Annotated in this window: 23 protein-coding genes; 20 read left to right on the top strand and 3 right to left on the bottom strand. The window is 71.0% G+C overall.

Going from position 1 to position 23,906, the window contains the following annotated elements; genetic code table 11:
- Positions 1–124: 124 nt before the first annotated feature.
- Positions 125–814, bottom strand: a complete 690-nt coding sequence (gene lexA / locus AC3IPY_RS12000; protein WP_489184506.1) for a transcriptional repressor LexA — start codon at positions 812–814, stop codon at positions 125–127.
- Between the two features lie 253 nt (positions 815–1,067).
- Between lexA and AC3IPY_RS11995 the strand changes: the two genes are divergently transcribed.
- The 9 genes from AC3IPY_RS11995 to AC3IPY_RS11955 all read left to right on the top strand — a co-directional run bounded on the left by AC3IPY_RS11995 (position 1,068) and on the right by AC3IPY_RS11955 (position 12,643).
- Positions 1,068–1,505: a LysM peptidoglycan-binding domain-containing protein gene (locus AC3IPY_RS11995; protein ID WP_489184505.1), complete on the top strand. Its 438-nt coding sequence runs from the start codon at positions 1,068–1,070 to the stop codon at positions 1,503–1,505.
- 62 nt (positions 1,506–1,567) lie between these two features.
- Positions 1,568–2,704 carry a histidinol-phosphate transaminase gene (locus AC3IPY_RS11990; protein WP_489184504.1) on the top strand — a complete coding sequence of 379 codons (1,137 nt, stop codon included), beginning with the start codon at positions 1,568–1,570 and terminating at the stop codon, positions 2,702–2,704.
- Positions 2,701–3,315: an imidazoleglycerol-phosphate dehydratase HisB gene (hisB, locus tag AC3IPY_RS11985; protein WP_489184503.1), complete on the top strand. Its 615-nt coding sequence runs from the start codon at positions 2,701–2,703 to the stop codon at positions 3,313–3,315. The genes AC3IPY_RS11990 and hisB overlap by 4 nt, the downstream gene beginning before the upstream one ends.
- Positions 3,312–3,950: an imidazole glycerol phosphate synthase subunit HisH gene (gene hisH / locus AC3IPY_RS11980; RefSeq protein WP_489184502.1), complete on the top strand. Its 639-nt coding sequence runs from the start codon at positions 3,312–3,314 to the stop codon at positions 3,948–3,950. The genes hisB and hisH overlap by 4 nt, the downstream gene beginning before the upstream one ends.
- Positions 3,951–4,059: 109 nt before the next feature.
- A complete protein-coding gene (priA, locus tag AC3IPY_RS11975; RefSeq protein ID WP_489184501.1) occupies positions 4,060–4,809 on the top strand; it encodes a bifunctional 1-(5-phosphoribosyl)-5-((5-phosphoribosylamino)methylideneamino)imidazole-4-carboxamide isomerase/phosphoribosylanthranilate isomerase PriA in 750 nt (249 codons plus the stop codon).
- Positions 4,793–5,689, top strand: coding sequence for an SseB family protein (locus AC3IPY_RS11970; protein WP_489184500.1), 897 nt, complete (start codon positions 4,793–4,795; stop codon positions 5,687–5,689). Before priA ends, AC3IPY_RS11970 begins: the two co-directional genes overlap by 17 nt.
- 99 nt (positions 5,690–5,788) lie before the next feature.
- Positions 5,789–7,168 carry a pyridoxal phosphate-dependent decarboxylase family protein gene (locus tag AC3IPY_RS11965; RefSeq protein WP_489184499.1) on the top strand — a complete coding sequence of 460 codons (1,380 nt, stop codon included), beginning with the start codon at positions 5,789–5,791 and terminating at the stop codon, positions 7,166–7,168.
- A gap of 67 nt (positions 7,169–7,235) precedes the next feature.
- Positions 7,236–11,813 carry an ATP-dependent helicase gene (locus AC3IPY_RS11960; RefSeq protein ID WP_489184498.1) on the top strand — a complete coding sequence of 1,526 codons (4,578 nt, stop codon included), beginning with the start codon at positions 7,236–7,238 and terminating at the stop codon, positions 11,811–11,813.
- Positions 11,814–11,863: 50 nt separating this feature from the next.
- Positions 11,864–12,643: a DNA-formamidopyrimidine glycosylase family protein gene (locus AC3IPY_RS11955; RefSeq protein WP_489184497.1), complete on the top strand. Its 780-nt coding sequence runs from the start codon at positions 11,864–11,866 to the stop codon at positions 12,641–12,643.
- 54 nt (positions 12,644–12,697) lie between these two features.
- On the opposite strand, the gene AC3IPY_RS11950 is transcribed toward AC3IPY_RS11955, so the two are convergent.
- Positions 12,698–13,099 (bottom strand): DUF1844 domain-containing protein, encoded by a 402-nt coding sequence (locus AC3IPY_RS11950; RefSeq protein WP_489184496.1) that lies wholly within the window; start codon positions 13,097–13,099, stop codon positions 12,698–12,700.
- 277 nt (positions 13,100–13,376) lie between these two features.
- On the opposite strand from AC3IPY_RS11950, the gene infC reads away from it, so the two are divergent.
- The 11 genes from infC (at position 13,377) to AC3IPY_RS11895 (ending at position 23,092) form a co-directional block, all read left to right on the top strand.
- A complete protein-coding gene (infC, locus tag AC3IPY_RS11945; RefSeq protein WP_489188322.1) occupies positions 13,377–13,997 on the top strand; it encodes a translation initiation factor IF-3 in 621 nt (206 codons plus the stop codon).
- Positions 13,998–14,051: 54 nt separating this feature from the next.
- Entirely contained in the window at positions 14,052–14,246 is a 195-nt protein-coding gene (rpmI, locus tag AC3IPY_RS11940) for a 50S ribosomal protein L35 (RefSeq protein ID WP_092968518.1), read from the top strand.
- A 28-nt stretch (positions 14,247–14,274) separates the two neighbouring features.
- Positions 14,275–14,661, top strand: a complete 387-nt coding sequence (gene rplT / locus AC3IPY_RS11935) for a 50S ribosomal protein L20 (RefSeq protein ID WP_022890857.1) — start codon at positions 14,275–14,277, stop codon at positions 14,659–14,661.
- 95 nt (positions 14,662–14,756) lie between these two features.
- Entirely contained in the window at positions 14,757–15,560 is an 804-nt protein-coding gene (locus tag AC3IPY_RS11930) for a TrmH family RNA methyltransferase (protein WP_489184495.1), read from the top strand.
- Positions 15,561–15,642: 82 nt separating this feature from the next.
- Entirely contained in the window at positions 15,643–16,431 is a 789-nt protein-coding gene (locus AC3IPY_RS11925) for an amino acid ABC transporter ATP-binding protein (RefSeq protein ID WP_489184494.1), read from the top strand.
- 49 nt (positions 16,432–16,480) lie between these two features.
- Entirely contained in the window at positions 16,481–17,335 is an 855-nt protein-coding gene (locus tag AC3IPY_RS11920) for a glutamate ABC transporter substrate-binding protein (protein WP_489184493.1), read from the top strand.
- An 85-nt stretch (positions 17,336–17,420) separates the two neighbouring features.
- Positions 17,421–18,068, top strand: coding sequence for an amino acid ABC transporter permease (locus AC3IPY_RS11915; RefSeq protein WP_489184492.1), 648 nt, complete (start codon positions 17,421–17,423; stop codon positions 18,066–18,068).
- Positions 18,065–18,988, top strand: coding sequence for an amino acid ABC transporter permease (locus AC3IPY_RS11910; RefSeq protein WP_489184491.1), 924 nt, complete (start codon positions 18,065–18,067; stop codon positions 18,986–18,988). Before AC3IPY_RS11915 ends, AC3IPY_RS11910 begins: the two co-directional genes overlap by 4 nt.
- 44 nt (positions 18,989–19,032) lie before the next feature.
- Positions 19,033–20,073: a phenylalanine--tRNA ligase subunit alpha gene (gene pheS, locus AC3IPY_RS11905; protein ID WP_489184490.1), complete on the top strand. Its 1,041-nt coding sequence runs from the start codon at positions 19,033–19,035 to the stop codon at positions 20,071–20,073.
- A gap of 4 nt (positions 20,074–20,077) precedes the next feature.
- A complete protein-coding gene (pheT, locus tag AC3IPY_RS11900) occupies positions 20,078–22,603 on the top strand; it encodes a phenylalanine--tRNA ligase subunit beta (RefSeq protein ID WP_489184489.1) in 2,526 nt (841 codons plus the stop codon).
- Between the two features lie 84 nt (positions 22,604–22,687).
- Positions 22,688–23,092: a DUF1801 domain-containing protein gene (locus AC3IPY_RS11895; RefSeq protein WP_489184488.1), complete on the top strand. Its 405-nt coding sequence runs from the start codon at positions 22,688–22,690 to the stop codon at positions 23,090–23,092.
- A 25-nt stretch (positions 23,093–23,117) separates the two neighbouring features.
- On the opposite strand, the gene AC3IPY_RS11890 is transcribed toward AC3IPY_RS11895, so the two are convergent.
- Complete coding sequence (locus AC3IPY_RS11890) at positions 23,118–23,816, bottom strand: TetR/AcrR family transcriptional regulator (RefSeq protein WP_489184487.1); 699 nt, start codon at positions 23,814–23,816, stop codon at positions 23,118–23,120.
- Between the last annotated feature and the right edge of the window lie 90 nt (positions 23,817–23,906).

Raw genomic sequence — 23,906 nt, 5'->3', positions numbered from 1 at the left:
AAGAACGGCGGGCGACGCATCGGGTGTCGCCCGCCGTTCGCGGTTTCGGAGTGGCCGCGTGATCGGCTCGGGCCGGCCCACTCGGGACCGACCGGCTCAGACCGACCGGCTCAGAGCTCCCGGCTCAGACCGACCTGAGCACCGCGACGATCTTGCCGAGCACCTCGGCGGCGTCGCCGAGGATGGGCTCGAACGCACTGTTGCGCGGGAGCAGCCACGTGTGTCCGTCGCGCTGCCGGAACACCTTGACGGTCGCCTCGCCGTCGAGCATGGCCGCGACGATCTCGCCGTTCTCCGCGGTGCGCTGCGAGCGCACGACGACCCAGTCGCCGTCGCAGATCGCCGCATCGATCATGGAGTCGCCGACGACCTTCAGCATGAACAGCTCGCCCTTGCCGACGAGTTGCCTCGGCAGCGGGAAGACCTCGTCGATCTGCTGCTCGGCCGTGATGGGCACACCCGCGGCGATGCGGCCGACGAGCGGGACCATCGCGGCGTCGCCGACCGGGGTCGGGTCGCCGACGGACGGCGCCCGGGTGTCGAGACCGGGGAGCTCGATGAGCACCTCGAGGGCACGGGGCCGGTTCGGGTCGCGCCGGAGGTAGCCGGCGAGCTCGAGCTGATTGAGCTGATGGGTGACGCTCGACAGTGAGGACAACCCCACCGCATCGCCGATCTCGCGCATGCTCGGCGGGTAGCCGCGGTCGGCGACCGACCGCTGGATCGCCTCGAGGATCGAGATCTGCTTCGCGCTGAGGCTCTTGCGGCGTCGGCTGCGGCCGGACTCGCGCTGGTCGTCGAGTTCGGTGCTCATCGTCGCTCCTCTGGGTTGATGCACCGAACGGATGTCGGTGGTGTCTGTTCGAATGTCCTCGGACATTCGAAACTGTATCCGCCCCGCACTGGTGCGGCAAACATCCGTTCGAGTGTGTCGTGAGATCCGGCGTCGAATTCCATTCGAACGAGATCCTTGCGATGTTCGAAGTTCGAAGATATATTCGGAACAGAGTTTCGCATCCGGTCCTCCCGGCCGAGGGCCGGATGCGACTCGCTACAGGAGGTGCGAGATGAGCGCAGTGATGGTCGAAGCTGTTTCGGGCAGTGCCGTAGTGGGCGGTGCCGTGATGGGCGGCGGTTCGTACGCCGGCAACTCCGTCTCCGGCGGGTTCGATGCGTACGCCCTCAGCGGTGCCGTACGCAGCCGGCTCCGCCTCACCCGGCGTGGGCGGGTCGTGCTGACCACGCTCGCCGCGATCCCGGTCGCGGTGTTCGCCATCTCAATCGTGCTCGGCAGCGGGGGAGCCGCGGCCGACGTCGATGGGCCGTCGAACGTGGGCCTCTCCTACCTCACCGTCGCCGATGGCGAATCGCTCTGGCGCATCGCCGAGTCGATCGCTCCCGCCAGCGATCCGCGAGAGATCATCGACGAGATCATGCGCCTCAACGGGCTCGAGAGTTCGACCGTCCAGCCCGGCCAGCGACTCGCGCTGCCGGTCGCGCCGTAGGCGGTTTCGCCCGGTGTCGCGACGGTGACGGGCGATGCGGCCTGCTCGCTAGCATTGATCGGGTGACCACTCTCGACGACCTGCCCATCCGCGATGACCTTCGCGGCCGAAGCCCGTACGGAGCCCCGCAGAAGGCGGTCCCCGTCGCGCTCAACGTCAACGAGAACACGCATCCGATTCCCGAGGCCGTCGCCCACGACATCGTCGCTCGTGTCGCGGCCGCCATCCTCCACCTGAACCGGTATCCCGACCGCGAATTCTCCGAACTCCGGGCGGCATTCGCCTGCTACCTCGGTCACGGCCTCGACGCCGACCAGATCTGGGCCGCCAACGGTTCGAACGAAGTGCTGCAGCATGTGCTGCAGGCCTTCGGCGGTCCGGGGCGCACGGCGCTCGGCTTCGCGCCGACGTACTCGATGTACGGGCTGCTCTCCGCGGGCACCGGCACCGGCTGGGTCGAGGGCGGCCGTGACGCCGAGTTCGAGCTGAGCCCCGAAACCGCGGTCGCGGCCATCCGCGAGCACGACCCCGACATCGTGCTGCTCTGCTCGCCGAACAACCCCACGGGCACGCCGCTCCCGCACGAGACGATCACCGCCGTCGTCGATGCCGCGCGAGGCATCGTGGTGGTCGACGAGGCCTATCACGAGTTCGCCGATCCGGGCACGCCGAGCGCCCTCGACCTGCTCGAGGGCCGCCCTCGGCTCATCGTGTCGCGCACGATGAGCAAGGCGTTCGCCTTCGCGGGCGCGAGGGTCGGCTACCTCGCCGCCGACCCGGCGGTCGTCGATGCGCTCCGCCTCGTGCGACTGCCGTACCACCTCTCCGCGCTCACGCAGGCGGCCGCGCTGGCGGCCCTCTCGCACAGCGACGAGATGCTCGCGATGGTCGACGACATCCGCGGCCAGCGCGAACGCATCGTCGACGAGCTCGGGCGGCTCGGGTTCCACCCGTACCGCAGCGGCGCGAACTTCGTGCTCTTCGGCGGTGTCGATGACCCCCACGGCGTCTTCGAGGCGCTGCTCGCACGAGGCATCCTCATCCGAGACATCGGCCTGCCGGGGTGCCTGCGCGTGACGGCGGGCACCGAGACCGAGACCACGGCGTTCCTCGAGGCGATCGCCGAGTTCGCGCCGAACGTGGCGGCCGATCCAGGCTCGAACGCCGGCAACGGCGCCGTGAATAGGATGGACGCATGACCACTTCGAACGCGCCGCGCACGGCGCGGGTGCAGCGCGAGACGAGCGAGTCGAGCATCGATCTCTCGATCGACCTCGACGGCACCGGTGCGAGCGACATCGAGACCTCGGTGCCGTTCTACGACCACCTGCTCACGGCGTTCGCGAAGCACTCCCTCACCGACCTCACCGTGCGGGCCACGGGCGACACGCACATCGACGTGCACCACACGGTCGAAGACGTGGGCATCGTGCTCGGTCAGGCGATCCGCCAGGCGCTCGGCGACAAGCGCGGCATCTCGCGCTACGGCGACGCCCTCGTGCCGCTCGACGAGGCGCTCGTGCAGGCCGTGGTCGATATCTCGGGGCGTCCGTACCTCGTGCACACGGGCGAGCCGGCCGGCTTCGAGTACCACCTCATCGGCGGCCACTTCACGGGGTCGATGGTGCGTCACGTCTTCGAGGCGATCACGTTCAACGCCGGCCTCACGGTGCACGTGAACGTGCTCGGCGGGCGCGACGCGCACCACATCGCCGAGGCCGAGTTCAAGGCGTTCGCACGGGCGTTCCGCCAGGCGAAGGCGTTCGATCCGCTGGTGTCGGGCATCCCGTCGACCAAGGGCGCCCTGTGACCCGTACGCGGCGCGTCGTGGTGCTCGACTACGGCTCGGGCAACGTGCACTCCGCGGCCAAGGCACTCGAGCGTGCCGGCGCAGAGGTCGAGGTCACGTCCGATCGCACGGCGGCGCTCGAGGCCGATGGACTGCTCGTGCCCGGCGTGGGCGCGTTCAAGGCCGTCGTCGAGCAGCTCGAGGCGGTGCGCGGCGACGAGATCATCGACCGGCGGCTGGCCGGCGGCCGGCACGTGCTCGGCATCTGCGTGGGCATGCAGGTGCTCTTCGAGCACGGCGTCGAGCGCGGCAACGACACCGAGGGCCTCGGCGAGTGGCCGGGCACCGTCACCGAGCTCCCGGCCGAGGTGCTGCCGCACATGGGGTGGAACACGGTGCGGCCCGACGAGGGTTCCGTGCTCTTCGACGGCATCGCCGACGAGCGGTTCTACTTCGTGCACTCGTTCGCGGCGCAGCAGTGGACCCTCGACGTCATGCCGCCGTTCCCGAAGCCCCGGCTCACGTGGGCCGAGCACGGCGGCCCGTTCCTCGCCGCGGTCGAGAACGGACCGCTGTCGGCCACCCAGTTCCACCCCGAGAAGTCGGCCGACGCCGGCATCCGCCTGCTCTCGAACTGGATCCGCTCGCTCGAGTGAGCGACCCGACGCGTCACACGATCCGAGCGCCACGCCGACCGGCGACTAGGATGCTGTGACTGTGCCGATGCCGCGGTTCTGCGGCGTCTGAAATTCTCCTAGGACAGTGATGAGTGAGTTCAACAAGACCCCCCGCCTCGTGCTGCTTCCCGCGGTCGACGTGGCGGGCGGCAAGGCCGTTCGCCTGACCAAGGGCGAAGCCGGTACCGAGACCAACTACGGCGACCCGATCGACGCGGCGGTCGACTGGGCCGACCAGGGCGCCGAGTGGATCCACCTCGTCGACCTCGACGCGGCGTTCGGCCGTGGCTCGAACGGTTCCATCCTCAAGAAGGCGATCCGCCAGGTGCGCGGCCGCGTGAACGTCGAGCTCTCGGGCGGCATCCGCGACGACGCCTCGCTCGAGCACGCGCTCGAGATCGGCGCCAAGCGCATCAACCTCGGCACCGCGGCGCTCGAGAACCCCGAGTGGGCCGCCTCGGTCATCGCCCAGTACGGCGAGGCCATCGCGGTCGGCCTCGACGTGCGCGGCACGACGCTCGCCGCCCGCGGCTGGACGAAGGACGGCGGCGACCTGTGGCAGGTCATGGACCGCCTCGAAGAGGCCGGCGCCGCGCGCTACGTCGTCACCGACGTCACGAAGGACGGCACGCTGCAGGGCCCCAACCTCGACCTGCTGCGCCAGGTCATGGACCGCACGCACCGTCCGGTCGTGGCATCCGGCGGCATCTCGAACCTCGACGACATCGTCGCCCTCCGCGAACTCGTGCCGCTCGGCCTCGAGGGCGCGATCGTGGGCAAGGCCCTCTACGCGGGCGCGTTCACGCTGCCCGAGGCGCTGGATGTCGCGTCCCACTGAGTCCGGCGACGGCGTCGAACCGGTCGATCCGCCCAGACCTGCGGATGCCGCGGGCGGGCGTGCGACCGGCGGCGCCGCGGGTCGGGTGCACGACCACCACGCCGACCCCGGCGGATCGACCGATTCGGCCGGCGTTCCTTGGGCCGGCCGATCGCTCGCCCCGAACCCGCACGCGGCCGACGACGGACGGGCTCCGCAGGCGCTCGCTGCGGCGCTCACGGCATTCCGCGACGGTGACGGAAGCCAGGCCGACGTCGTCGCCGCATTCGGCGGATCCCGGCTGCTCATCCCGCTGCTCGCCGAGCTCGGCGACGGCGGCACCGAGATCGGTGAGCACGGGCTCGCGATCGAGAAGAGCCAGGAGCTGTCGATCGTGACGGTCGAGGGCCCGGACGGGCGCCGGGTGCTGCCCGTGTTCGCCTCGGTCGACGCGATGTCGCGGTGGAACCCGGTCGCACGGCCGGTGCCGGCCGACGGCATCCGGGTCGCGCTCGCGGCGGCCGACGACGGCACTGATCTCGTGGTGCTCGACCCCGGATCGCCGACGGAGTTCGTGCTGCGCCGCCCCGCGGTCTGGTCCGTCGCCCAGTCCCAGTCGTGGCATCCGTCGTTCGAATCGGCCGAGGTGCGCATGGCGTTCGCTCGATCCGTGTCGACCGAGCTCGCGGTGCTCGGCTTCGAGCTCGAGGCGGGCGATCCCGACGCACGGCTCGCGGGCCCAGAACTCATCGTCGAGCTCTCGTTGGTGGCGGGGCTCGAACGTTCAGAGCTCGACATCGTGCTCGGGCGACTCGCGCAGCGCTGGGCGGCCGATGACGTGATCGCCACGGGCGTCGACTCGCTCAAGGTGCGCCTCCGGGCCGCGCCGGCCTCGGCCTGACGCGGGCCCGCCCGCCCGGCCGGCGTTCGACCCGCCATCCTCGTCGCCGAGGGTTGCCGCGCCTCGTTCACGGGTGCAGACTCACGTGCGGGGGACCGCATGGGCGCAGCATCCGAATCCGAAGACGAGTTCCGTGCGCCGCTCGAGGCCGCCGCGCGCATCGCGGGCACCTGGCTCGAAGGGCTCGCTTCGCGCGAGATCGTGCCGCGCACGGGCATCGAGTCCGTGAAGGATGCGCTCGGGCGCGATCTGCCCGTCGCGGGTTCCGATGCCGCCGAGGTCGTCGAAGCCCTCGCCGAGGCCGTCGAGCCTGGTCTGATGGCGATGCAGTCGGCCCGCTTCTTCGGCTGGGTCATCGGCGGCACGGCGCCCGCCGCGCTCGCGGCGGACTGGCTCGTGAGCGCGTGGGACCAGAATGCCGCCCTCCGCGAGGTGACCCCGGGCGTGAACGCCGCAGAGGAACTCGCCGCGGACTGGATCTGCGACCTGCTCGGCCTGCCGGGCGGCACCGTCGCGGGATTCACGACCGGCGCGACCACCGCGAACCTCGTGGCACTCGCGGCGGCGCGCCACGCCGTGCTCGACCGCGTCGGGTGGGACGACGCCGTCCACGGCATCCAGGGCGCGCCGCGCATCCGGGTGATCGCGGGCGACGAGCACCATCCGTCGGTGGACGTGGCGCTGCGCGTGCTCGGCCTGGGGCGGCCGACCGACGTGGCGTCCGACGCCGAGGGCCGCATCCGTCCCGAGGCGCTCGAGGCCGCGCTCGCCGCAGGGGAGGGCCCCGCGATCGTGTGCCTCCAGGCGGGCAACATCCACTCCGGGGCATCCGACCCGTTCGCGGCATCCGTCGCCATCGCCCGTGCCGCGGGCGCCTGGGTGCACGTGGACGGCGCGTTCGGCCTGTGGGCGGCGGCGAGCCCGCGGTTGCGCCACCTCGTCGCGGGCGTCGAGCTCGGCGACTCGTGGGCGACCGACGCGCACAAGACGTTGAACGTGCCGTACGACGCCGGCATCGTCGCGGTGGCCGAGCCCGCGCATCTCGTGGCGGCGATGACGATGCACGCCGCCTACCTGCCGGCGGCCGCGTCGGGCATCGACCCGGCCGATCGGGTGCTCGAGCTCTCGCGGCGTGCGCGGGGCGTGCCGACGTACGCCGCGCTGCGGGTGCTGGGGCGCGAGGGCGTCGTCGAGCTGGTCGACGGGCTCGCGGCCGCGGCGACCGCCCTGGCCGACGGGCTGCGGTCCATGCCGGGCGTCGAGGTGATGAACGAGGTCTGCTTCACCCAGGTGTGCGCGGCGCTCGACGGGCACGACGTCGCCGCGGTGGCGCGGGCGCTCGACGCCGACGGCGCGGCGCTGGCGCACCCCTCGCGCTGGCGCGGCCGAGAGGTGCTGCGCTTCTCGGTCAGCAACCGGTCGACGGATGCCGCGGCCGTCGAGACGGCCCTCGAGGCCGTGCGCCGGGCGCTCGCCTGAGCTCGCACCTCCCGTGCGGTTGCGAGCATCCTGCCCGGATGTCGGTCGGTGGCGGCAGGATGGAGGGGTGGTCGCGCTCGACGCCTTCTCCGAAGCCACGCGAACCTGGTTCGCGGAGTCGTTCCGCGCGCCCACCGCGGTTCAGGATGCCGCGTGGCAGGCCATCGGGCGCGGCGCGCACGCCCTCGTCGTGGCGCCGACCGGCTCGGGCAAGACGCTCTCCGCATTCCTCTCCGCGATCGACCGGCTGCACGCGGAGCCGCCGCCGGCCGAACCCGGGACCCGTGTCTTGTACCTCTCGCCGCTGAAGGCGCTCGGCGTCGACGTCGAACGCAACCTCCGGGCACCGCTCACGGGCATCGCGCGCGTCTCCGAGCGACTCGGTGTCGAGCCGCCGCATGTCAGCGTGGGCGTACGGTCGGGCGACACGCCGGCGTCCGACCGCCGCGCGCTGCTGCGCACGCCGCCCGACATCCTCATCACGACGCCCGAGTCGCTCTTCCTCATGCTCACCTCGCAGGCGCGCGACACGCTCCGCACCGTCGAGACGGTCATCGTCGACGAGATCCACGCCGTCGCGGCGACCAAGCGCGGGGCGCACCTGGCACTCTCGCTCGAGCGGCTCGACGCGCTGCTGCCGAAGCCCGCCCAGCGCATCGGCCTCTCGGCCACCGTCCGCCCGGTCGAAGAGGTGGCGCGCTTCCTCTGTGCGAGCGCCCCCGTCGAGATCGTCGCACCGCCGAGCGAGAAGCGCTTCGACCTGCGCGTGGTGGTGCCGGTCGAAGACATGGCGCAACTGCCCGCGAGCGACGATGCGACCGGGTCGATCTGGCCGCATGTCGAAGAGGCGATCCTCGACCAGGTGCTCGCGCATCGCTCGTCCATCGTGTTCGCGAACTCGAGGCGCCTCGCCGAGCGGCTGACGGCGCGGCTCAACGAGCTCTCGCTCGAGGCATCCGAACGCGAGGCGCTCGTCGTGGCGGCGACCGCGAGCGGCCCGCCGGCCGCCGTGATGGCGCAATCGGGGCAGACCTCGGGCGCACCGCCGTTGCTCGCGCGCGCCCACCACGGGTCGGTCAGCAAAGAACAGCGCGCCGAGATCGAAGACGACCTGAAGAGCGGCCGCCTCCGCTGCGTCGTGGCGACCTCGAGCCTCGAGCTCGGCATCGACATGGGCGCCGTCGACCTCGTGGTGCAGGTCGAGTCGCCGCCGTCGGTCTCGAGCGGGCTGCAACGTCTGGGCCGGGCCGGGCACCAGGTGGGCGAGGTGTCCCGCGGCGTGATCTTCCCGAAGCAGCGCGCCGACCTCGTGCACGCTGCCGTCACGAGCGAGCGCATGCTCGCCGGCGCCATCGAGACCATGCGCGTGCCCGCGAACCCGCTCGACATCCTCGCGCAGCAGACCATCGCCGCGGCGGCGCTCGAACCCCTCGACGTCGACGGCTGGTTCGACGCGGTGCGGCGTTCGGCTCCCTTCGGGAGCCTGCCGCGTTCGGCCTACGAGGCCACCCTCGACCTGCTCGCCGGGCGGTATCCGTCCGATCGGTTCGGCGAGCTGCGGCCGCGCGTCGTGTGGGACCGTGAGGCGGGCACGCTCGTCGGCCGCCCGGGCGCCCAGCGGCTCGCCGTCACGAGCGGCGGCACCATCCCCGACCGCGGCATGTTCGGGGTCTTCCTCGTGGGCGACGAGGCCGGCGGGCGGCGCGTCGGCGAGCTCGACGAAGAGATGGTCTACGAGTCGCGCGTCGGCGACGTGTTCGCCCTCGGCGCCACGAGCTGGCGCATCCAGGAGATCACGTTCGACCGGGTCAACGTCGTGCCGGCGTTCGGCCAGCCCGGCCGTGTGCCCTTCTGGAAGGGCGACGGCCTCGGCCGCCCCGCCGAGCTCGGCCGTGCCCTCGGCGCGTTCATGCGCGAGGTGGCGGCGGCGCCCGAGTCCGACGCGCGCACGCGCATCACCGAGGCGGGCCTCGACGCGTTCGCGGCGAACAACCTCATCGCCTTCCTCGCAGACCAGGCGAAGGCCACGGGGCATGTGCCCTCCGACCGCACGCTCGTCGTCGAACGCACGCGCGACGAGCTCGGCGACTGGCGGGTCATCCTGCACTCGCCGTTCGGCATGCCGGTGCACGCGCCGTGGGCGCTCGCCGTGGCTGCACGGGTGCGTGAGCGGCACGGCGTCGACGGTGCGGCCGTCGCCGCCGACGACGGCATCATCGTGCGCATCCCCGACACCGGGGTCGACCCGCCCGGTGCCGACCTCTTCGTCTTCGAGGCCGATGAGCTCGAACAGCTCGTGACCGACGAGGTCGGCGGCTCCGCGCTCTTCGCGAGCCGATTCCGCGAATGCGCGGCGCGCGCCCTGCTCCTGCCGAACTACCAGCCGGGGCGGCGTTCGCCGTTGTGGCAGCAGCGCCAGCGATCGGCGCAGCTGCTCGAGGTCGCGAGTGCGTTCCCGACCTTCCCGATCATCCTCGAGACGCTGCGCGAGGTGCTCCAAGACGTCTACGACGTGCCCGCGCTCGTCGAGCTCTCCCGTGACGTCGCCGCCCGGCGGGTCCGCCTCGTCGAGACGACGACCGAGGTGCCCAGCCCGTTCGCGAGTTCGCTGCTCTTCGGCTACGTCGGCGCGTTCATGTACGAGGGCGATTCACCGCTCGCCGAGCGCCGTGCCGCTGCGCTCGCGATCGATGCGACGCTGCTCGGCGAGCTGCTCGGACGGGTCGAGCTGCGAGAGCTCCTCGACCCCGGCGTCATCGAGACGACCGAGCGCGAGTTGCAGCGCCTGGCCGACGACTGGAAGGCGCGCGGCGTCGAGGGCGTCGCCGACCTCCTGCGGCTGCTCGGACCGCTCACCGACGACGAGCTGGCCGCGCGGGTCGCCGAGGGCACCGACCCGGCCACGGCGGCCGAGGAGCTCATCGCCGCCCGGCGTGCGGTGCGGCTCACGTTCGCCGGCAGAGCCCACCTCGCCGCGGTCGAAGACGTCGGGCGACTCCGCGATGCGCTCGGCGTCCCCGTGCCGCCGGGCGTCGCCGTCGCGTTCGCCGAGCACGTCGGCGACCCGCTCGGCGACCTCGTCGGGCGATACGCACGCACCCACGGGCCGTTCGCCGCCGACGAGGTCGCCGCGCGGTTCGGCATCGGCGTCGCGGTCGCGAAGGCCGCGCTGCGCCGCCTCGCCGACGAGCGACGGGTCGTCGAGGGGGAGTTCCGGCCCAACGGCACCTCCACCGAATGGTGCGACGCCGAGGTGCTGCGGCGGCTTCGCCGGCGCTCGCTCGCCGCGCTCCGCCACGAGGTCGAACCCGTGCCCCAGCTCGCCTACGCGCGGTTCCTGCCCGAGTGGCAGCATGTCGGCCGGCCGTTGCGCGGCATCGACGGCGTGCTCTCCGCGGTCGAACAGCTCGAGGGAGCGCGCATCCCGGCCTCCGCCTGGGAATCGCTCGTGCTGCCCGCGCGGGTCGCCGACTACAGCCCGGCCATGCTCGACGAGCTGATGGCGACCGGCGAGGTCGTCTGGTCGGGGTCTGCGTCGTTGGCGGGCGACGACGGGTGGATCACCCTGCACCTCAGCGATTCCGCACCGCTCACCCTCGACCCGCCCATCGGCGTCGAGACGATGCCGCTCCAGCGCGAGGTGCTCGTCGCCCTCGGCTCCGGCGGTGCGTTCTTCTTCCGGCAGCTCTCCGACGCCATCGGTCGGTTCGGCGAGCTCGAGCAGCCGGTCACCGATGACGAACTCGTCGAGGCGCTCTGGGGGCTCGTGTGGGCAGGCCTCGTCACGAACGACACCTTCGCCCCGGTTCGGGCCCTGCTGGCCGGGGGGCGCAGTGCGCACAAGGCCCAGCGATCCACTCCGAGATCGCGCATGATGCGGGGCCGGGCGGCATTGCCCCGCGCATCGTCGGCCGTGCTGCGATCGGGCCCGCCCTCGGTCGCGGGGCGGTGGTCGATCCTTCCCGTGCCCGACGACGACGCCACCCGGCGTGCGCACGCGCTCGGCGAGACCCTGCTCGATCGGTACGGCGTGGTCACCCGCGGCACGGCGGTCGCCGAGGGCGTGGTCGGCGGCTTCGCCCTCGTCTATCGCACGCTCCGCGGCTTCGAGGACTCGGGTCGCTCACGTCGCGGCTACTTCGTCGAGCGGCTCGGCGCCGCACAGTTCGCCGGCCCGGGGGCGGTCGACCGCCTGCGCGGGTACGCCGACCGCGCCGACCGGGCCGACGGCGTCGGTGCCGGCAGCGGCGCCGGCGCGTCCGCCGCCGAGCCGTCGATGCTCGCGCTCGCGGCGACCGATCCGGCGAACGCGTACGGCGCTGCGCTCCCATGGCCCGAGCCGCCGGGCGCGAGCTCGCACCGGGCCGCGCGCAAGGCCGGCGCCATCGTCGTGCTCGTCGACGGGCACCTCGTGCTCTACGTCGAGCGCGGCGGCAAGACGATGCTCGCCTACGTCGACGACGAGGCCGTGCTCGCGAGGGCGGCCGAAGCCATCGCGGCGCTCGTGCGCACGGGACGCGTCCGGCGCCTCGCGGTCGAGACCGTCAACGCCGCGTTCGTGCTCGGCTCGCCGCTCGGTGCGGCGCTGAAGGCGGCCGGGTTCGGCGAGACGCCGAAGGGACTCCGGCTCGATGCCAGGGGCTGACGATTGCAGGGGCTGACGATGCCGGGGGCTGACGATGCCAGAGGGTGACGATGCCAGAGGGTGACACCGTCTTCCAGACCGCCGTGCGTCTGCGCGGGGCGCTCGAGGGCGAGTCCCTCACCCGCACCGACTTCCGCGTGCCGGCGTTCGCAACACTCGACCTCAGCGGTCGCACGGTCGACGAGGTCGCCTCGCGGGGAAAGCATCTGCTGATCCGGGTCGGCGAAACCACGATCCACTCCCACCTCAAGATGGAGGGCAGCTGGCGGGTGTTCCGGCCGGGGGAGCGGTGGAACCGGCCGGCGCATCTCGCCCGTGCCGTGCTCGAGACGCCGCGATCGGTCGCGGTCGGATTCGAGCTCGGCCTGCTCGAGGTGATCCCGCGAACCGCCGAAGACGAGGCCGTCGGGCATCTCGGCCCAGATCTTCTCGGGCCCGACTGGCATGCCGGCGAGGCGGTCGCGCGTGTCATCGCGGCAGCCGAGACGCCGATCGCCGTGGCCCTGCTCGATCAGCGCAACCTCGCCGGGCTCGGCAACGTCTACGTCAACGAGCTGTGCTTCCTCCGCGGCATCCGCCCGCAGCGACCGGTCGGCGAGGTGGCCGACGTCGAGGCCGCGGTCGACCTCGGTCGTCGGCTCATCGTCGCGAACCGCGACCGCATCGCCCGAGTGACCACGGGCGTCGATCGGCGCGGACAGCGGCTGTGGGTCTACGGGCGCGCGGGGGAGCCGTGCCGGCGCTGCGACACTCGCATCGAGCGCGGCCGGCTCGGCCCGACCGACCTCGAGGAGCGGGTCACGTTCTGGTGTCCGAACTGCCAGCGCTGAGCCGGAGCCCGGCGAGCAGCGGATGCCGCGGGGCCCGCGCCGCCCGAACCGCGATCAGTTGACCGGGCCGGTCCACTTCTCGCCAGGGCCCTGGCCGATCGGGTCGGGAATGACGGACGCCTCGCGGAACGCGAGCTGGAGCGAGCGGAGCCCGTCGCGCAGCGAACGCGCGTGCATGTCGCTGATCTCGGGCGCACCGGCCGTGATGAGGCCCGCGAGGGCGTTGATGAGCTTGCGCGCCTCGTCGAGGTCGATCTGCTGCTCGGGGTCGTCGGCGAGGCCGACCTTCACCGCCGCCGCGCTCATGAGGTGCACCGACGCGGTCGTGATGATCTCGACGGCGGGCACCTCCGCGATGTCGCGGGTCGCGTCGTCGACCGCGCCATGCGACGCGTCGTGCTCGCCCGCCTGGTCGTGGGTCGGGGTGGGCTCGCCTGAATTGTTGCTCACAGACATCCTCTGCTAGACTCGTTCGGTCCGGGGCTATGCCTCGGTGTGCCGGGATTCGTTCCGGCAACGAAAGTGGAGATTCTCCCACCCGCGCTGACCGCTTCATCAAGGTTACCGGGTTGATTGCCCTCCGCCTCATCGCCCGCAAGGGCCGCGAGGCAGTCAGGGGGCCGCAGAGCAGCACGGTGTGATTCCGTGCGGCGTGCGTGGATCTTCGCTCTCGAACGATGGGCGGCATCCGGTCTCCCGTCGAGTGAAGAAGCTTGAGTAGAGGAGTACCCGCATCAGCGATCCCCGTACCAATGACCGTATCCGCGTTCCCGAGGTCCGCCTCGTGGGTCCTGGCGGAGAGCAGGTCGGCGTCGTGAAGATCGAGGTGGCCCTGCGGCTCGCGCAGGAAGCCGATCTCGACCTCGTCGAGGTCGCACCGAACTCCAAGCCGCCGGTCGCCAAGATCATGGATTACGGCAAGTTCAAGTACGAGGCTGCGCAGAAGGCGAAAGAGGCCCGGCGCAACCAGGCGAACACGATCCTCAAAGAGGTCCGGTTCCGTCTCAAGATCGACAAGCACGACTACGAGACCAAGATGAAGCGCGCGATCGGCTTCCTGAAGACCGGCGACAAGGTCAAGGCGATGATCCTCTTCCGCGGCCGCGAGCAGTCGCGCCCCGAGATGGGCGTGCGCCTCCTCCGCCGCTTCGCCGAAGACGTCGCCGAGTTCGGCACGGTCGAGCACAACCCCACCATCGACGGTCGCAACATGGTCATGGTGATCGCCCCTCTCAAGAACAAGTCCGAGGCCAAGGCCGAGGCGAATGCACAGCGTGCTGCGTCCAAGGCGCGTCCTGCGGCCGATGCCGCGGACGAGTCCGAGACGCAGACGGCCGACGCCGCAGAGGCGTAGGCCAGACCCCCACGTCCGCCACGAGTTGGCGGCAGAACCAAGGAGACACACGAGATGCCGAAGCAGAAGACCCACTCCGGGTCCAAGAAGCGCTTCAAGATCACCGGCAGCGGCAAGATCAAGAAGCAGCAGGCCGGAATGCGCCACAACCTCGAGGTCAAGGCCTCCAAGCGCAAGGCCCGTCTGAACCAGGACAAGGTCGTGTCGGCCCCCGACGCCAAGGTCATCAAGAAGCTTCTCGGCCACTGAGCCGCGGACCCGTTAGGAAGAAACAGTCATGGCAAGAGTGAAGCGGGCGGTCAACGCCCACAAGAAGCGCCGGGTCATCCTCGAGCGCGCCGAGGGTTACCGCGGCCAGCGTTCGCGTCTGTACCGCAAGGCCAAGGAGCAGGTCACCCACTCCCTCGTCTACTCGTACAACGACCGCCGCAAGAAGAAGGGCGACTTCCGTCGTCTCTGGATCCAGCGCATCAACGCGGCCTCGCGTGCGAACGGCCTCACCTACAACCGCCTGATCCAGGGTCTCGGCCTTGCGGGCATCGAGGTCGACCGTCGCATCCTCGCGGAGCTCGCGGTCAACGAGCCCGCGACGTTCGCGGCGCTCGTCGAGTCCGCCAAGAAGGCGCTCCCGGCCGACACCTCGGCCCCGAAGACCGCCGCGTAAGCAGCCTCTTCCGCTTCCGAACGGCCCGGCACCCCTGTGGTGCCGGGCCGTTCCGCGTTCGGCGACCCATCCCGTCGCGCCCGTAGACTTGCGGCATGCTCGAGAACCCCCGTTCCCCCCGTGTGCGCGCCGTCGCGAAGCTCGCGAAGAAGGCGTCGCGCTCCGAGAGCGGGCTGTTCCTGCTCGAGGGGCCGCAGGCCGTCTCCGAGGCGCTGCGCTTCCGGCCCGAGCTCGTCCTCGAGCTGTTCGGCACGCCGACGGCGCTCGAGCGCCACCCCGAGATCGTCGAGGCGGCCGCGGGCGCCGAGGTCGAGATCGAGTACGTCACCGAAGAGGTGCTCGACTCCATGGCCGACACGGTCACGCCGCAGGGCTTCGTGGCGGTCTGCCGGCAGTTCCCGACCGCGGTGAAAGACGTCTTCGCGGCATCCCCGAGGCTCATCGCGATCCTCGAGGAGGTGCGCGACCCGGGCAACGCGGGCACCATCGTCAGGGCGGCCGATGCCGCGGGCGCAGACGCCGTCGTCTTCACCGGTCGCGCCGTCGACCTCTACAACCCCAAGGTCGTGCGCAGTTCGACCGGGTCGATCTTCCACGTGCCGGTCGCGGTCGGCGCCGACCTCGACGACGTGCTCCGGCGCGCGAGGGCCGCCGGCCTCACCGTGCTCGCGGCCGACGTCAAGGGCGACGACCTGCTGTCGGTGCGTGCCGACGGCGTGCTTGCGAATCCGACCGCCTGGCTGTTCGGCAACGAGGCGCACGGCCTGCTCGACGAGCAGCTCGAACTGGCCGACCGCGTGGTCACCGTGCCGATCTACGGACATGCCGAATCGATGAACCTCGCGACCGCGGCATCCGTGTGCCTGTACGAGAGCGCGTTCGCCCAGCGCAGCAGCTGAGCCCTCCTCGCGGGTCACGAAACGGTAACCAACGCGTCGCGCCCCACGCGCGCCACGCATGGCACACCCTAGTTTTGGGGGTATGGAGCCCACCCAGCCAGCACCCGCGACGTCGAACATCTCGGTGCGTCGGGGCGAACCGCTCGTCGTCATCGATCATGTCGAGAAGCATTTCGGCGAGCTGCACGTGCTGAACGACATCAATACGGTGGTCAATCGGGGCGAGGTCGTCGTCGTCATCGGGCCCAGCGGCTCGGGCAAGTCCACGCTCTGCCGCGCGATCAACCGGCTCGAGACCATCGACTCGGGTTCCATCAGCATCGACGGCCAGCGGCTGCCCGAAGAGGGCGCTGCTCTCGCGAGGCTCCGTGCCGACGTCGGCATGGTCTTCCAGTCGTTCAACCTGTTCGCCCACAAGACCGTGCTCGAGAACATCACGCTCGCGCCCATCAGGGTCAAGCGCATGCCGCGCAAGAAGGCCGAGGCCGAGGCGATGACGCTGCTCGAACGCGTCGGGGTGGCCAACCAGGCGAAGAAGCTCCCGGCCCAGCTCTCCGGCGGACAGCAGCAGCGCGTCGCGATCGCGAGGTCGCTCGCCATGAACCCCAAGCTCATCCTCATGGACGAGCCGACGAGCGCACTCGACCCCGAGATGATCAACGAGGTGCTCGACGTCATGGTCGGCCTCGCGAAGGACGGCATGACGATGATCGTCGTGACCCACGAGATGGGCTTCGCACGCAAGGCGGCCGACCGGGTGCTGTTCATGGCCGACGGCAAGATCGTCGAGGAGGCCACGCCAGCCGACTTCTTCGACCACCCGAAGTCCGAGCGCGCCAAGGACTTCCTCTCCAAGATCCTCGACCACTGACCAGGGTCGCCACGAGCAGGCCCGGACCACAAGAGAAAGAGGCAGGAACATGACACGCAGGAGAATCGCGCTCGTCGCCGCAGCGGCGGCGACCGTGCTCGCACTCGCCGGCTGCACCAGCGACGGCGGCACCGACGACGCGTCCGACGAGCCCGCGGCCAGCTTCGAGGCCGGCACGACCATGGCCAGGCTGCAGGAGGCCGGCGAGATCACGATCGGCACGAAGTTCGACCAGCCGCTGTTCGGCCTGAAGGGGCCGTCGGGCGACCCCGAGGGCTTCGACGTCGAGATCGGCAAGATCATCGCCGATGAGCTCGGCATCGACAAGATCAACTGGGTGGAGACCGTCTCGGCCAACCGCGAGCCCTTCATCGAGAACGGCCAGGTCGACCTCGTCGTCGCCACGTACACGATCAACGACGAGCGCAAGAAGGTCATCTCGTTCGCCGGCCCGTACTACATGGCCGGCCAGTCGATCCTCGTGCTCGCCGACAACGACGACATCACGAGCGAAGACGACCTCGTCGGCCAGAAGGTGTGCTCGGTGACCGGGTCCACTCCGGCCGAGAAACTCGCCGAGATCGGGGCCGAGCCGGTGCTGACCGACACGTACACGAACTGCCTCGAGCCGCTGCGCGCGGGCGAGGTCGTCGCGGTGTCGACCGACAACGTCATCCTCGCGGGTCTCGCGGCCCAGAACGAGGGCGAGTTCAAGGTCGTGGGCGAGCCCTTCACGCAGGAGCCCTACGGCATCGGCGTGCAGCTCGACGACACCGACTTCCGCATGTTCATCAACGACGTGCTCGAGAAGTCCTACGATGACGGGCGCTACGAGGAGGCCTGGAACTCCACGGCCGGCACGGTGCTGCCGTTCGTCGACCCGCCCGCGGTCGACCGCTACTGATCCGCACGCGACCCGGGCCCCCGACGGGGCCCGGGTCGCGCAGCGGTGACCTGCGGAGCGATCCGCGACTGACGAAAGGAACGGTGTGGACGTCGTCTTCGACAACCTGCCGCGCTACCTCGAGGGCTTCGGCATGACGGTGCTGCTGCTCGTGGTGAGCGGGCTCGCGGCGCTCGTGCTCGGTACGATCGTCGCCGCGATGCGCATCTCGCCGGTGGCCACGCTCCGCGGCTTCGCCACGGTCTACACCGAGATCGTGCGCAACACGCCGCTCACGCTGGTGCTCTTCTTCTGCGCGCTGGTCCTGCCCTACCTCGGCCCGCGGCTCCCGTACACGATCTCGGCGATGGTGGCCCTCGCGGTGTACACCTCGCCGTTCGTCGCCGAGGCCCTGCGGTCCGGCATCAACGGCGTGCCCGTCGGGCAGGCCGAGGCCGCACGCAGCCTCGGATTCGGCTTCGGCCAGTCGGTGACGCTCGTCATCTTCCCGCAGGCGTTCCGCATGACCATCCCGCCGCTCATCAACGTGTTCATCGCCCTGACGAAGAACACGTCGGTGGCCAGCGGATTCTTCGTGGTCGAACTCTTCACGGTGGGCAAGGAACTGGCGAACGCGAATGGCGACGCGGTCATCGCCGTACTGCTCGGGGTCGCCACGTTCTACCTGCTCATCACGGTGCCGCTGGGCCTGTTCGCGACCCAGCTCGAACGCAAGTGGGTGGTGCAGCGATGACCGGTGCGAACGTGCTCTTCGATGCGCCGGGTCCCAAGGCCAGGCGCCGCTCGCTCATCCTGTCCGTCGTCGCGGGCCTGCTCGTCGCGGCCGGCCTGGTCTGGATGATCCTCACGCTGAGCGCGCCGCGCGAATCGGGCGGCATCACGCTGCCGGGCATGTTCGACCCGAGCCGCTGGGACATCTACGCCGATCCCGAGGTGTGGAGCTTCATCATCTTCGACGGCGTCTGGGGCACCCTCAGGGCGGCGCTCGTGGCCGCGGTGCTGGCCATCATCCTCGGCATCGTGTTCTCGTTGCTCCGAAGCGCCGAGACCGCGTGGATCCGCATTCCGACGGCCGTGGTGATCGAATTCTTCCGCGGCATGCCCGTGCTGCTGATGATGCTCTTCATCCTCCTCGTCGGTTCGACTGGGCAGTACTGGGCCGTCGTCTGGGCGCTCGCCGTCTACAACGGCGCGCTCATCGGCGAGGCGCTCCGGGCCGGCCTCGCGTCACTGCCTCGAGGCCAGCGCGAGGCCGGGCTCAGCCTCGGCATGCGCCCCCTGCAGTCGAAGCTGCTCGTGGAGTTCCCGCAGGCCTTCCGGCAGATGCTGCCGATCATCGTCGCCCAGCTCGTGGTGCTGCTGAAGGACACCTCGCTCGGCTACATCGTGGGCTACCAGGAGCTGCTGCGCGTCACGCTCAACAACCTCTCGAGCTTCTTCGGCAACCGCTACCTGTTCTCGCTGTTCATCGTCACCTGGGCGCTGTACCTGATCATGAACCTCTCGCTGTCGTGGTTCGCGCGGTGGCTCTCGAAGCGCACCGCGTCCAAGACGAGCGCGACGCGTCTTCCGCCCGACGACCCCAACCAGGGGCTGCTGGTCGCGCAGGCGTCGGCGTCGGCGCGGCAGTCGGAGAGTCAGGCGCCGCGGTAACGAGCGGCGGGCGGCGACGCCGCGCCCCGGTAGACTCGGTTCTCGTGTCCGAGCCCCGTGAAATCACCGAGCAGTCCGTCGAGTCCGCGGTCGCCGCGGCGCTCGCCGCGATCGCCTCGGCCGGCGATTCCGCCGCGCTGAAGGTCGTCCGCGCCGAGCACACCGGCGAGAAGAGCGAACTCGCGCAGCTGAACGCAGAGCTGCGCAACGTCCCCAACGATCAGAAGGCCGCCCTCGGCAAGCTCGTGGGCGGCGCCCGCGGTCGCGTCAACCAGGCGTTCGCGGCGCGCGAGGCCGAGATCGTCGCCGCCGAGGCGGCGGCGCAGCTCGATGCCGAGGCGCTCGACGTCACGGCGTTGCCGTCGCGCGCCGCGGTCGGGTCGCGGCATCCGCTCGCCCTGCTCGAAGACCGCGTCTGCGACGTGTTCACCGGCATGGGTTGGGAGATCGCCGAGGGGCCGGAGGTCGAGAGCGAGTGGTTCAACTTCGACGCGCTGAACTTCGACGCCGACCACCCCGCGCGCGCGATGCAGGACACCTTCTTCGTCGACCCGCCAGAGGCGCACCTCGTGATGCGCACGCACACGAGCCCCGTGCAGGTGCGCTCGATGCTCGAGCGCGACGTGCCGATCTACGTGCTCGCGCCGGGCCGCGTGTACCGCACCGACGAGTTCGACGCCACCCACCTGCCCGTGTTCATGCAGTTCGAGGGCCTCGCCGTCGACAAGGGCCTGACCATGGCGCATCTCAAAGGCACGCTCGACCACTTCGTGAAGTCGATCTTCGGCGACGAGGCGAAGGTGCGCCTGCGGCCGAGCTACTTCCCGTTCACCGAGCCGTCGGCCGAACTCGACTTCTGGCACCCGACCTTCAAGACGGGGCCGCGCTGGATCGAGTGGGGCGGCTGCGGCATGGTGCACCCGAACGTGCTGCGTTCGGCGGGCATCGATCCCGACGTCTACACGGGCTTCGCGTTCGGCATGGGCATAGAGCGCGGCCTGATGCTCCGCAACGACGTGCAGGACATGCGCGAAATGGTCGAGGGAGACATCCGCTTCTCCCAGCAGTTCGGAATGGTGGTCTGAAGACATGCGAGTGCCGCTGAGTTGGCTCGCCGAGTACGTCGAGCTCGTCCCCGGAACCACGCCCGAGCAGGTGCACGCCGCCCTCGTCGAGATCGGCCTCGAAGAAGAAGACGTGCACACGTTCGACCTCGTCGGCCCGATCGTCGTGGGTGAGGTGCTCGAGTTCGTCGAGGAGCCGCAGACGAACGGCAAGACCATCCGCTGGTGCCAGGTGCGCGTCGCGCCCGACGGCGAGACGGCAGCCGATGGCGGCGACGCCGTGCACGGCATCGTCTGCGGCGCCCGCAACTTCTTCGTCGGCGACAAGGTCGTGGTGACCCTGCCCGGCGCCGTGCTGCCCGGCCCCTTCCCGATCGCGGCCCGAAAGACCTACGGGCACGTCTCCGACGGCATGATCGCCTCGGCGCGCGAACTGGGCCTCGGCGAAGACCACGACGGCATCCTGCGGCTGTCGACGCTCGGCATCGACGCGCCCGTCGGCACCGACGCCATCAAGCTGCTCGGCCTCGATGACACGGCCGTCGAGCTGAACGTCACGCCCGACCGCGGGTACGCGTTCTCGATCCGCGGCGTCGCCCGCGAGTACGCGCACGCCACGGGGGCGGCCTTCCGCGACCCGGCCGGCCAGATCGAGCCGACGGATGTCGCGGCCGACGGCTTCCCCGTCGTCATCGACGATCGGGCGCCGATCCGCGGCAACATCGCCTCCCAGGCGTTCTCGACCCGCATCGTCCGCGGCGTCGACCCCTCGCGCCCGACGCCCGCCTGGATGGTCGCACGGCTCAAGCTCGCCGGCATCCGCTCGCTCTCGCTGCTCGTCGACATCACGAACTACGTCATGCTCGAGTTCGGCCAGCCGGTGCACGGCTACGACCTCGACGCGCTGCGCGGCGGCATCGTCGTGCGTCGTGCAGAGGCCGGGGAGCCCTTCACGACGCTCGACGGCAAGGCGCGCACGCTGCACGCCGAAGACATCGTCGTCGCCGACGACCGCGGGCCGATCGGCCTCGCCGGCGTCATGGGCGGCGCCGAGACCGAGATGGGCGAGACGACCACGAACGTGCTCATCGAGGCGGCGCACTGGGACCCGGTGTCGATCGCCCGCAGCGCGCGCCGCCACAAGCTCCCGAGCGAGGCCGCCAAGCGCTACGAGCGCGGCGTCGATCCCACCATCGGCCCGGTCGCCGTCGCACGCGTGGCGCAGCTCATGGTCGACCTGGCGGGCGGCACGGCCGACGCCGGCGGCTCGATCATCCAGACCGCGCCCGAGCGGCAGTCGATCCTGCTTCCCGACGGCTACGTCTCAAAGGTCATCGGCGTCGAGTACTCCGATGCCGAGGTGCACGACGCGCTCGCCGAGATCGGCGGCGTCGTCACCCGCGTCGACGGCGGATTCTCCGTGGTCCCGCCGGCCTGGCGCCCCGACCTCACCGGTCGCGAGGAGCTCGTCGAAGAGGTCGCCAGGCTCGGGGGCTACGAGCGCATCCCGTCGGTGCTGCCCGTCGCGCCTCCCGGACGCGGGCTCACGCGGTCGCAGCGCATCCGTCGCCGCGTGGCCGAGGTGCTCGCCGCAGGCGGTGCGACCGAGGTGCTCTCGTTCCCCTTCGCGAACGCCGACGATAACGCGCTGTACGGCAGCGCCGACGGCAGCCCCGTGGCTTCCGTGAAGCTCGCGAACGCGCTCGACGCGTCGAACGCGCTGCTCCGGCGCTCGCTGCTGCCCGGCCTGATCGGTGCGGCCAAGCGCAACCGCTCGCGCGGGCTCGTCGATCTCGCGCTGTTCGAGCAGGGCCTCGTGTTCCTGCCCGAGACGGGTCGCGTCCACGGTTCGAGCGAGCTCCCCGCCGGCGCTGCGCTACCGAGCGACGATGAGCTCGCCGCCCTGAACGCGGGCATCCCGCCGCAGCCGCGTCACGTCGCCGCGCTCTTCGTGGGCGACGCGATCACGAAGCAGCCGGGGCAGGCCGCCGTTCCCGCCGGCATCATCGACGCGCTCGACGCCGTTCGCCGCATCGGCCTGGCGACCGGCGCCGAGTTCGAGCTCGTGCAGGGCTCGCACCACGCGCTGCACCCCGGCCGCACCGCCGAGCTGCGTGTCAAGGGGCGGGCCGTCGGGTTCGCGGGCGAACTGCTGCCCTCGATCGCCGAAGAGGCCGACTTGCCCCGCGTCGTGGCCGTGCTCGAGCTCGATCTCGATGCCGTCATCGAGCTCGCCGACGCGCAGCCCGAGGCGAGGGCCATCGGCACGTTCCCCGCGGCGACGCAGGATCTCTCGCTCGTGGTCGGCGCCGACGTGCCCGCCGCGGTCGTCGCCGGTGCCGTGCGCGAGGGCGCCGGGGATCTGCTCGAAGAGCTGCACCTCGTCGACGACTATCGCGGCCAGGGCGTGCCCGATGGGTCGAAGAGCCTCACGTTCGCGCTGCGCTTCCGCGCGGCCGATCGCACGCTCACCGCGGCCGAGGCCAGCGAGGCCAAGCTCGCAGGCGCCGCCCTCGCCGGGGAGCGTACGGGCGCCGCGATCCGCGAGTAGTGCGCTTCGGTCGGACCGGAGGCCGTTTCGGTCGATCGCCGGGTCGGGGCTGTCGGATGCCTCGACCCGGCGATACCCTGAACCATGGCCGAGCCGAAGACCGTTCCGACCGGGGCATCCGTCGCCGAGTTCCTCGATGCGGTCGAGCCGGCGGGGCGGCGCGAAGACGGCTTCGCGCTGCGCGAGCTCTTCGACCGGGTGACCGACACCGACGCGGTCATGTGGGGTCCGTCGATCGTGGGGTACGGCGTGGAGCACTACCGCTACGAGACGGGCCGCGAGGGCGACTGGCCGATCGTCGGCTTCTCGCCGCGCAAGGCGAACGTGGCGCTCTACGGCCTGCAGCTGCCGGGAGGCGAGGCCCTCGTCGAACGCCTGGGCAAGGTCAAGCTGGGCGCCGGATGCCTCTGGGTCGGCCGGCTGGCGAACGTGGACCTCGACGTGCTCGCCTCGCTCGTCGACCGTTCGTGGATCCACGCGCGAGGCTGAGGCGGGGCATCCGCCGTTCGCCGACTCAGCCCGGTGCGGCGGCCGTGCGTTCGGCCGACTGGATCACGGCTTCGACGCCGAGGACGAAGAGATCGCGGTCCTCGAGCGCCGCCATCTTCACCCCGAGCTCGGCGACGCGCGGATGCGTTCGCGGATCGGCGAGGATCGGCCCTTCGAACCAGGGACTGGGTTCGTCTTCGCTCGCGACCCGACCGCTGCGGCCGCGCGCGATGCCGGCGGCGGTCGACAGCACGTACGAGGCCATGAGGGCGTAGTGGCGCACGAGCTCGTCGTCGACGAGCCCCGCCCTGGCGAACGCGTCGAGCATCAGCTCGACGGCGTCGAGTTCGCCCGGACCGTGGGTGGTGAGCACGGTGGCCTCGACGGCGATCGCGGGATGCGCACTGAATGAGGAGAGGGTTGCGGCCGCCAGTTGTCTGAGCCGATCGCGCCACTCCTCGGGGGCCGCCGTGACCGCGGCGACGGAACGCGCATTGAGCTCGTCGAGCAGGGCCTGCATGAGCGCTTCCTTGTTGCGGAAATGCCGGTAGATCGCGGTCGGGTCAGCCCCGAGCCGTGCCCCGAGCTCGCGCACGGAGATGGTCGTCGCCCCCGTGTCGGCGGCGAGCTCGAGGCCGGTGGACACGATCGTCGCCCGGTCGAGCCGCACCTTGCCGGTGCCGGGCGCGTCATCGGCACGGCTGCGTCCGGTCGCGGTCGTCATCGTCACTGTCCTCGTTCTTCTCGGTCGCCAGTCATCCTGCCACGCACGGACGATGCCGCTCGGCGTTGCAGCGCGTGGCCAGCATAACGA

This window comes from Agromyces sp. GL_144, from assembly GCF_057834305.1.
This window is presented reverse-complemented; position numbering and strand designations above follow the sequence as displayed.

Excerpts from the sequence above, each read along its gene's own strand:
- AC3IPY_RS11890 (WP_489184487.1), bottom strand. The coding sequence starts at position 23,816 with ATGACGACCGCGACCGGACGCAGCCGTGCCGATGACGCGCCCGGCACC.
- AC3IPY_RS11930 (WP_489184495.1), top strand. The coding sequence starts at position 14,757 with ATGCTCGAGAACCCCCGTTCCCCCCGTGTGCGCGCCGTCGCGAAGCTC.
- AC3IPY_RS11970 (WP_489184500.1), top strand. The coding sequence starts at position 4,793 with ATGTCGCGTCCCACTGAGTCCGGCGACGGCGTCGAACCGGTCGATCCG.
- lexA (WP_489184506.1), bottom strand. The coding sequence starts at position 814 with ATGAGCACCGAACTCGACGACCAGCGCGAGTCCGGCCGCAGCCGACGC.
- AC3IPY_RS11920 (WP_489184493.1), top strand. The coding sequence starts at position 16,481 with ATGACACGCAGGAGAATCGCGCTCGTCGCCGCAGCGGCGGCGACCGTG.
- AC3IPY_RS11955 (WP_489184497.1), top strand. The coding sequence starts at position 11,864 with ATGCCAGAGGGTGACACCGTCTTCCAGACCGCCGTGCGTCTGCGCGGG.
- AC3IPY_RS11925 (WP_489184494.1), top strand. The coding sequence starts at position 15,643 with ATGGAGCCCACCCAGCCAGCACCCGCGACGTCGAACATCTCGGTGCGT.
- priA (WP_489184501.1), top strand. The coding sequence starts at position 4,060 with ATGAGTGAGTTCAACAAGACCCCCCGCCTCGTGCTGCTTCCCGCGGTC.
- AC3IPY_RS11910 (WP_489184491.1), top strand. The coding sequence starts at position 18,065 with ATGACCGGTGCGAACGTGCTCTTCGATGCGCCGGGTCCCAAGGCCAGG.
- rpmI (WP_092968518.1), top strand. The coding sequence starts at position 14,052 with ATGCCGAAGCAGAAGACCCACTCCGGGTCCAAGAAGCGCTTCAAGATC.
- AC3IPY_RS11965 (WP_489184499.1), top strand. The coding sequence starts at position 5,789 with ATGGGCGCAGCATCCGAATCCGAAGACGAGTTCCGTGCGCCGCTCGAG.
- pheT (WP_489184489.1), top strand. The coding sequence starts at position 20,078 with ATGCGAGTGCCGCTGAGTTGGCTCGCCGAGTACGTCGAGCTCGTCCCC.
- AC3IPY_RS11995 (WP_489184505.1), top strand. The coding sequence starts at position 1,068 with ATGAGCGCAGTGATGGTCGAAGCTGTTTCGGGCAGTGCCGTAGTGGGC.
- rplT (WP_022890857.1), top strand. The coding sequence starts at position 14,275 with ATGGCAAGAGTGAAGCGGGCGGTCAACGCCCACAAGAAGCGCCGGGTC.
- AC3IPY_RS11895 (WP_489184488.1), top strand. The coding sequence starts at position 22,688 with ATGGCCGAGCCGAAGACCGTTCCGACCGGGGCATCCGTCGCCGAGTTC.
- hisB (WP_489184503.1), top strand. The coding sequence starts at position 2,701 with ATGACCACTTCGAACGCGCCGCGCACGGCGCGGGTGCAGCGCGAGACG.
- AC3IPY_RS11950 (WP_489184496.1), bottom strand. The coding sequence starts at position 13,099 with ATGTCTGTGAGCAACAATTCAGGCGAGCCCACCCCGACCCACGACCAG.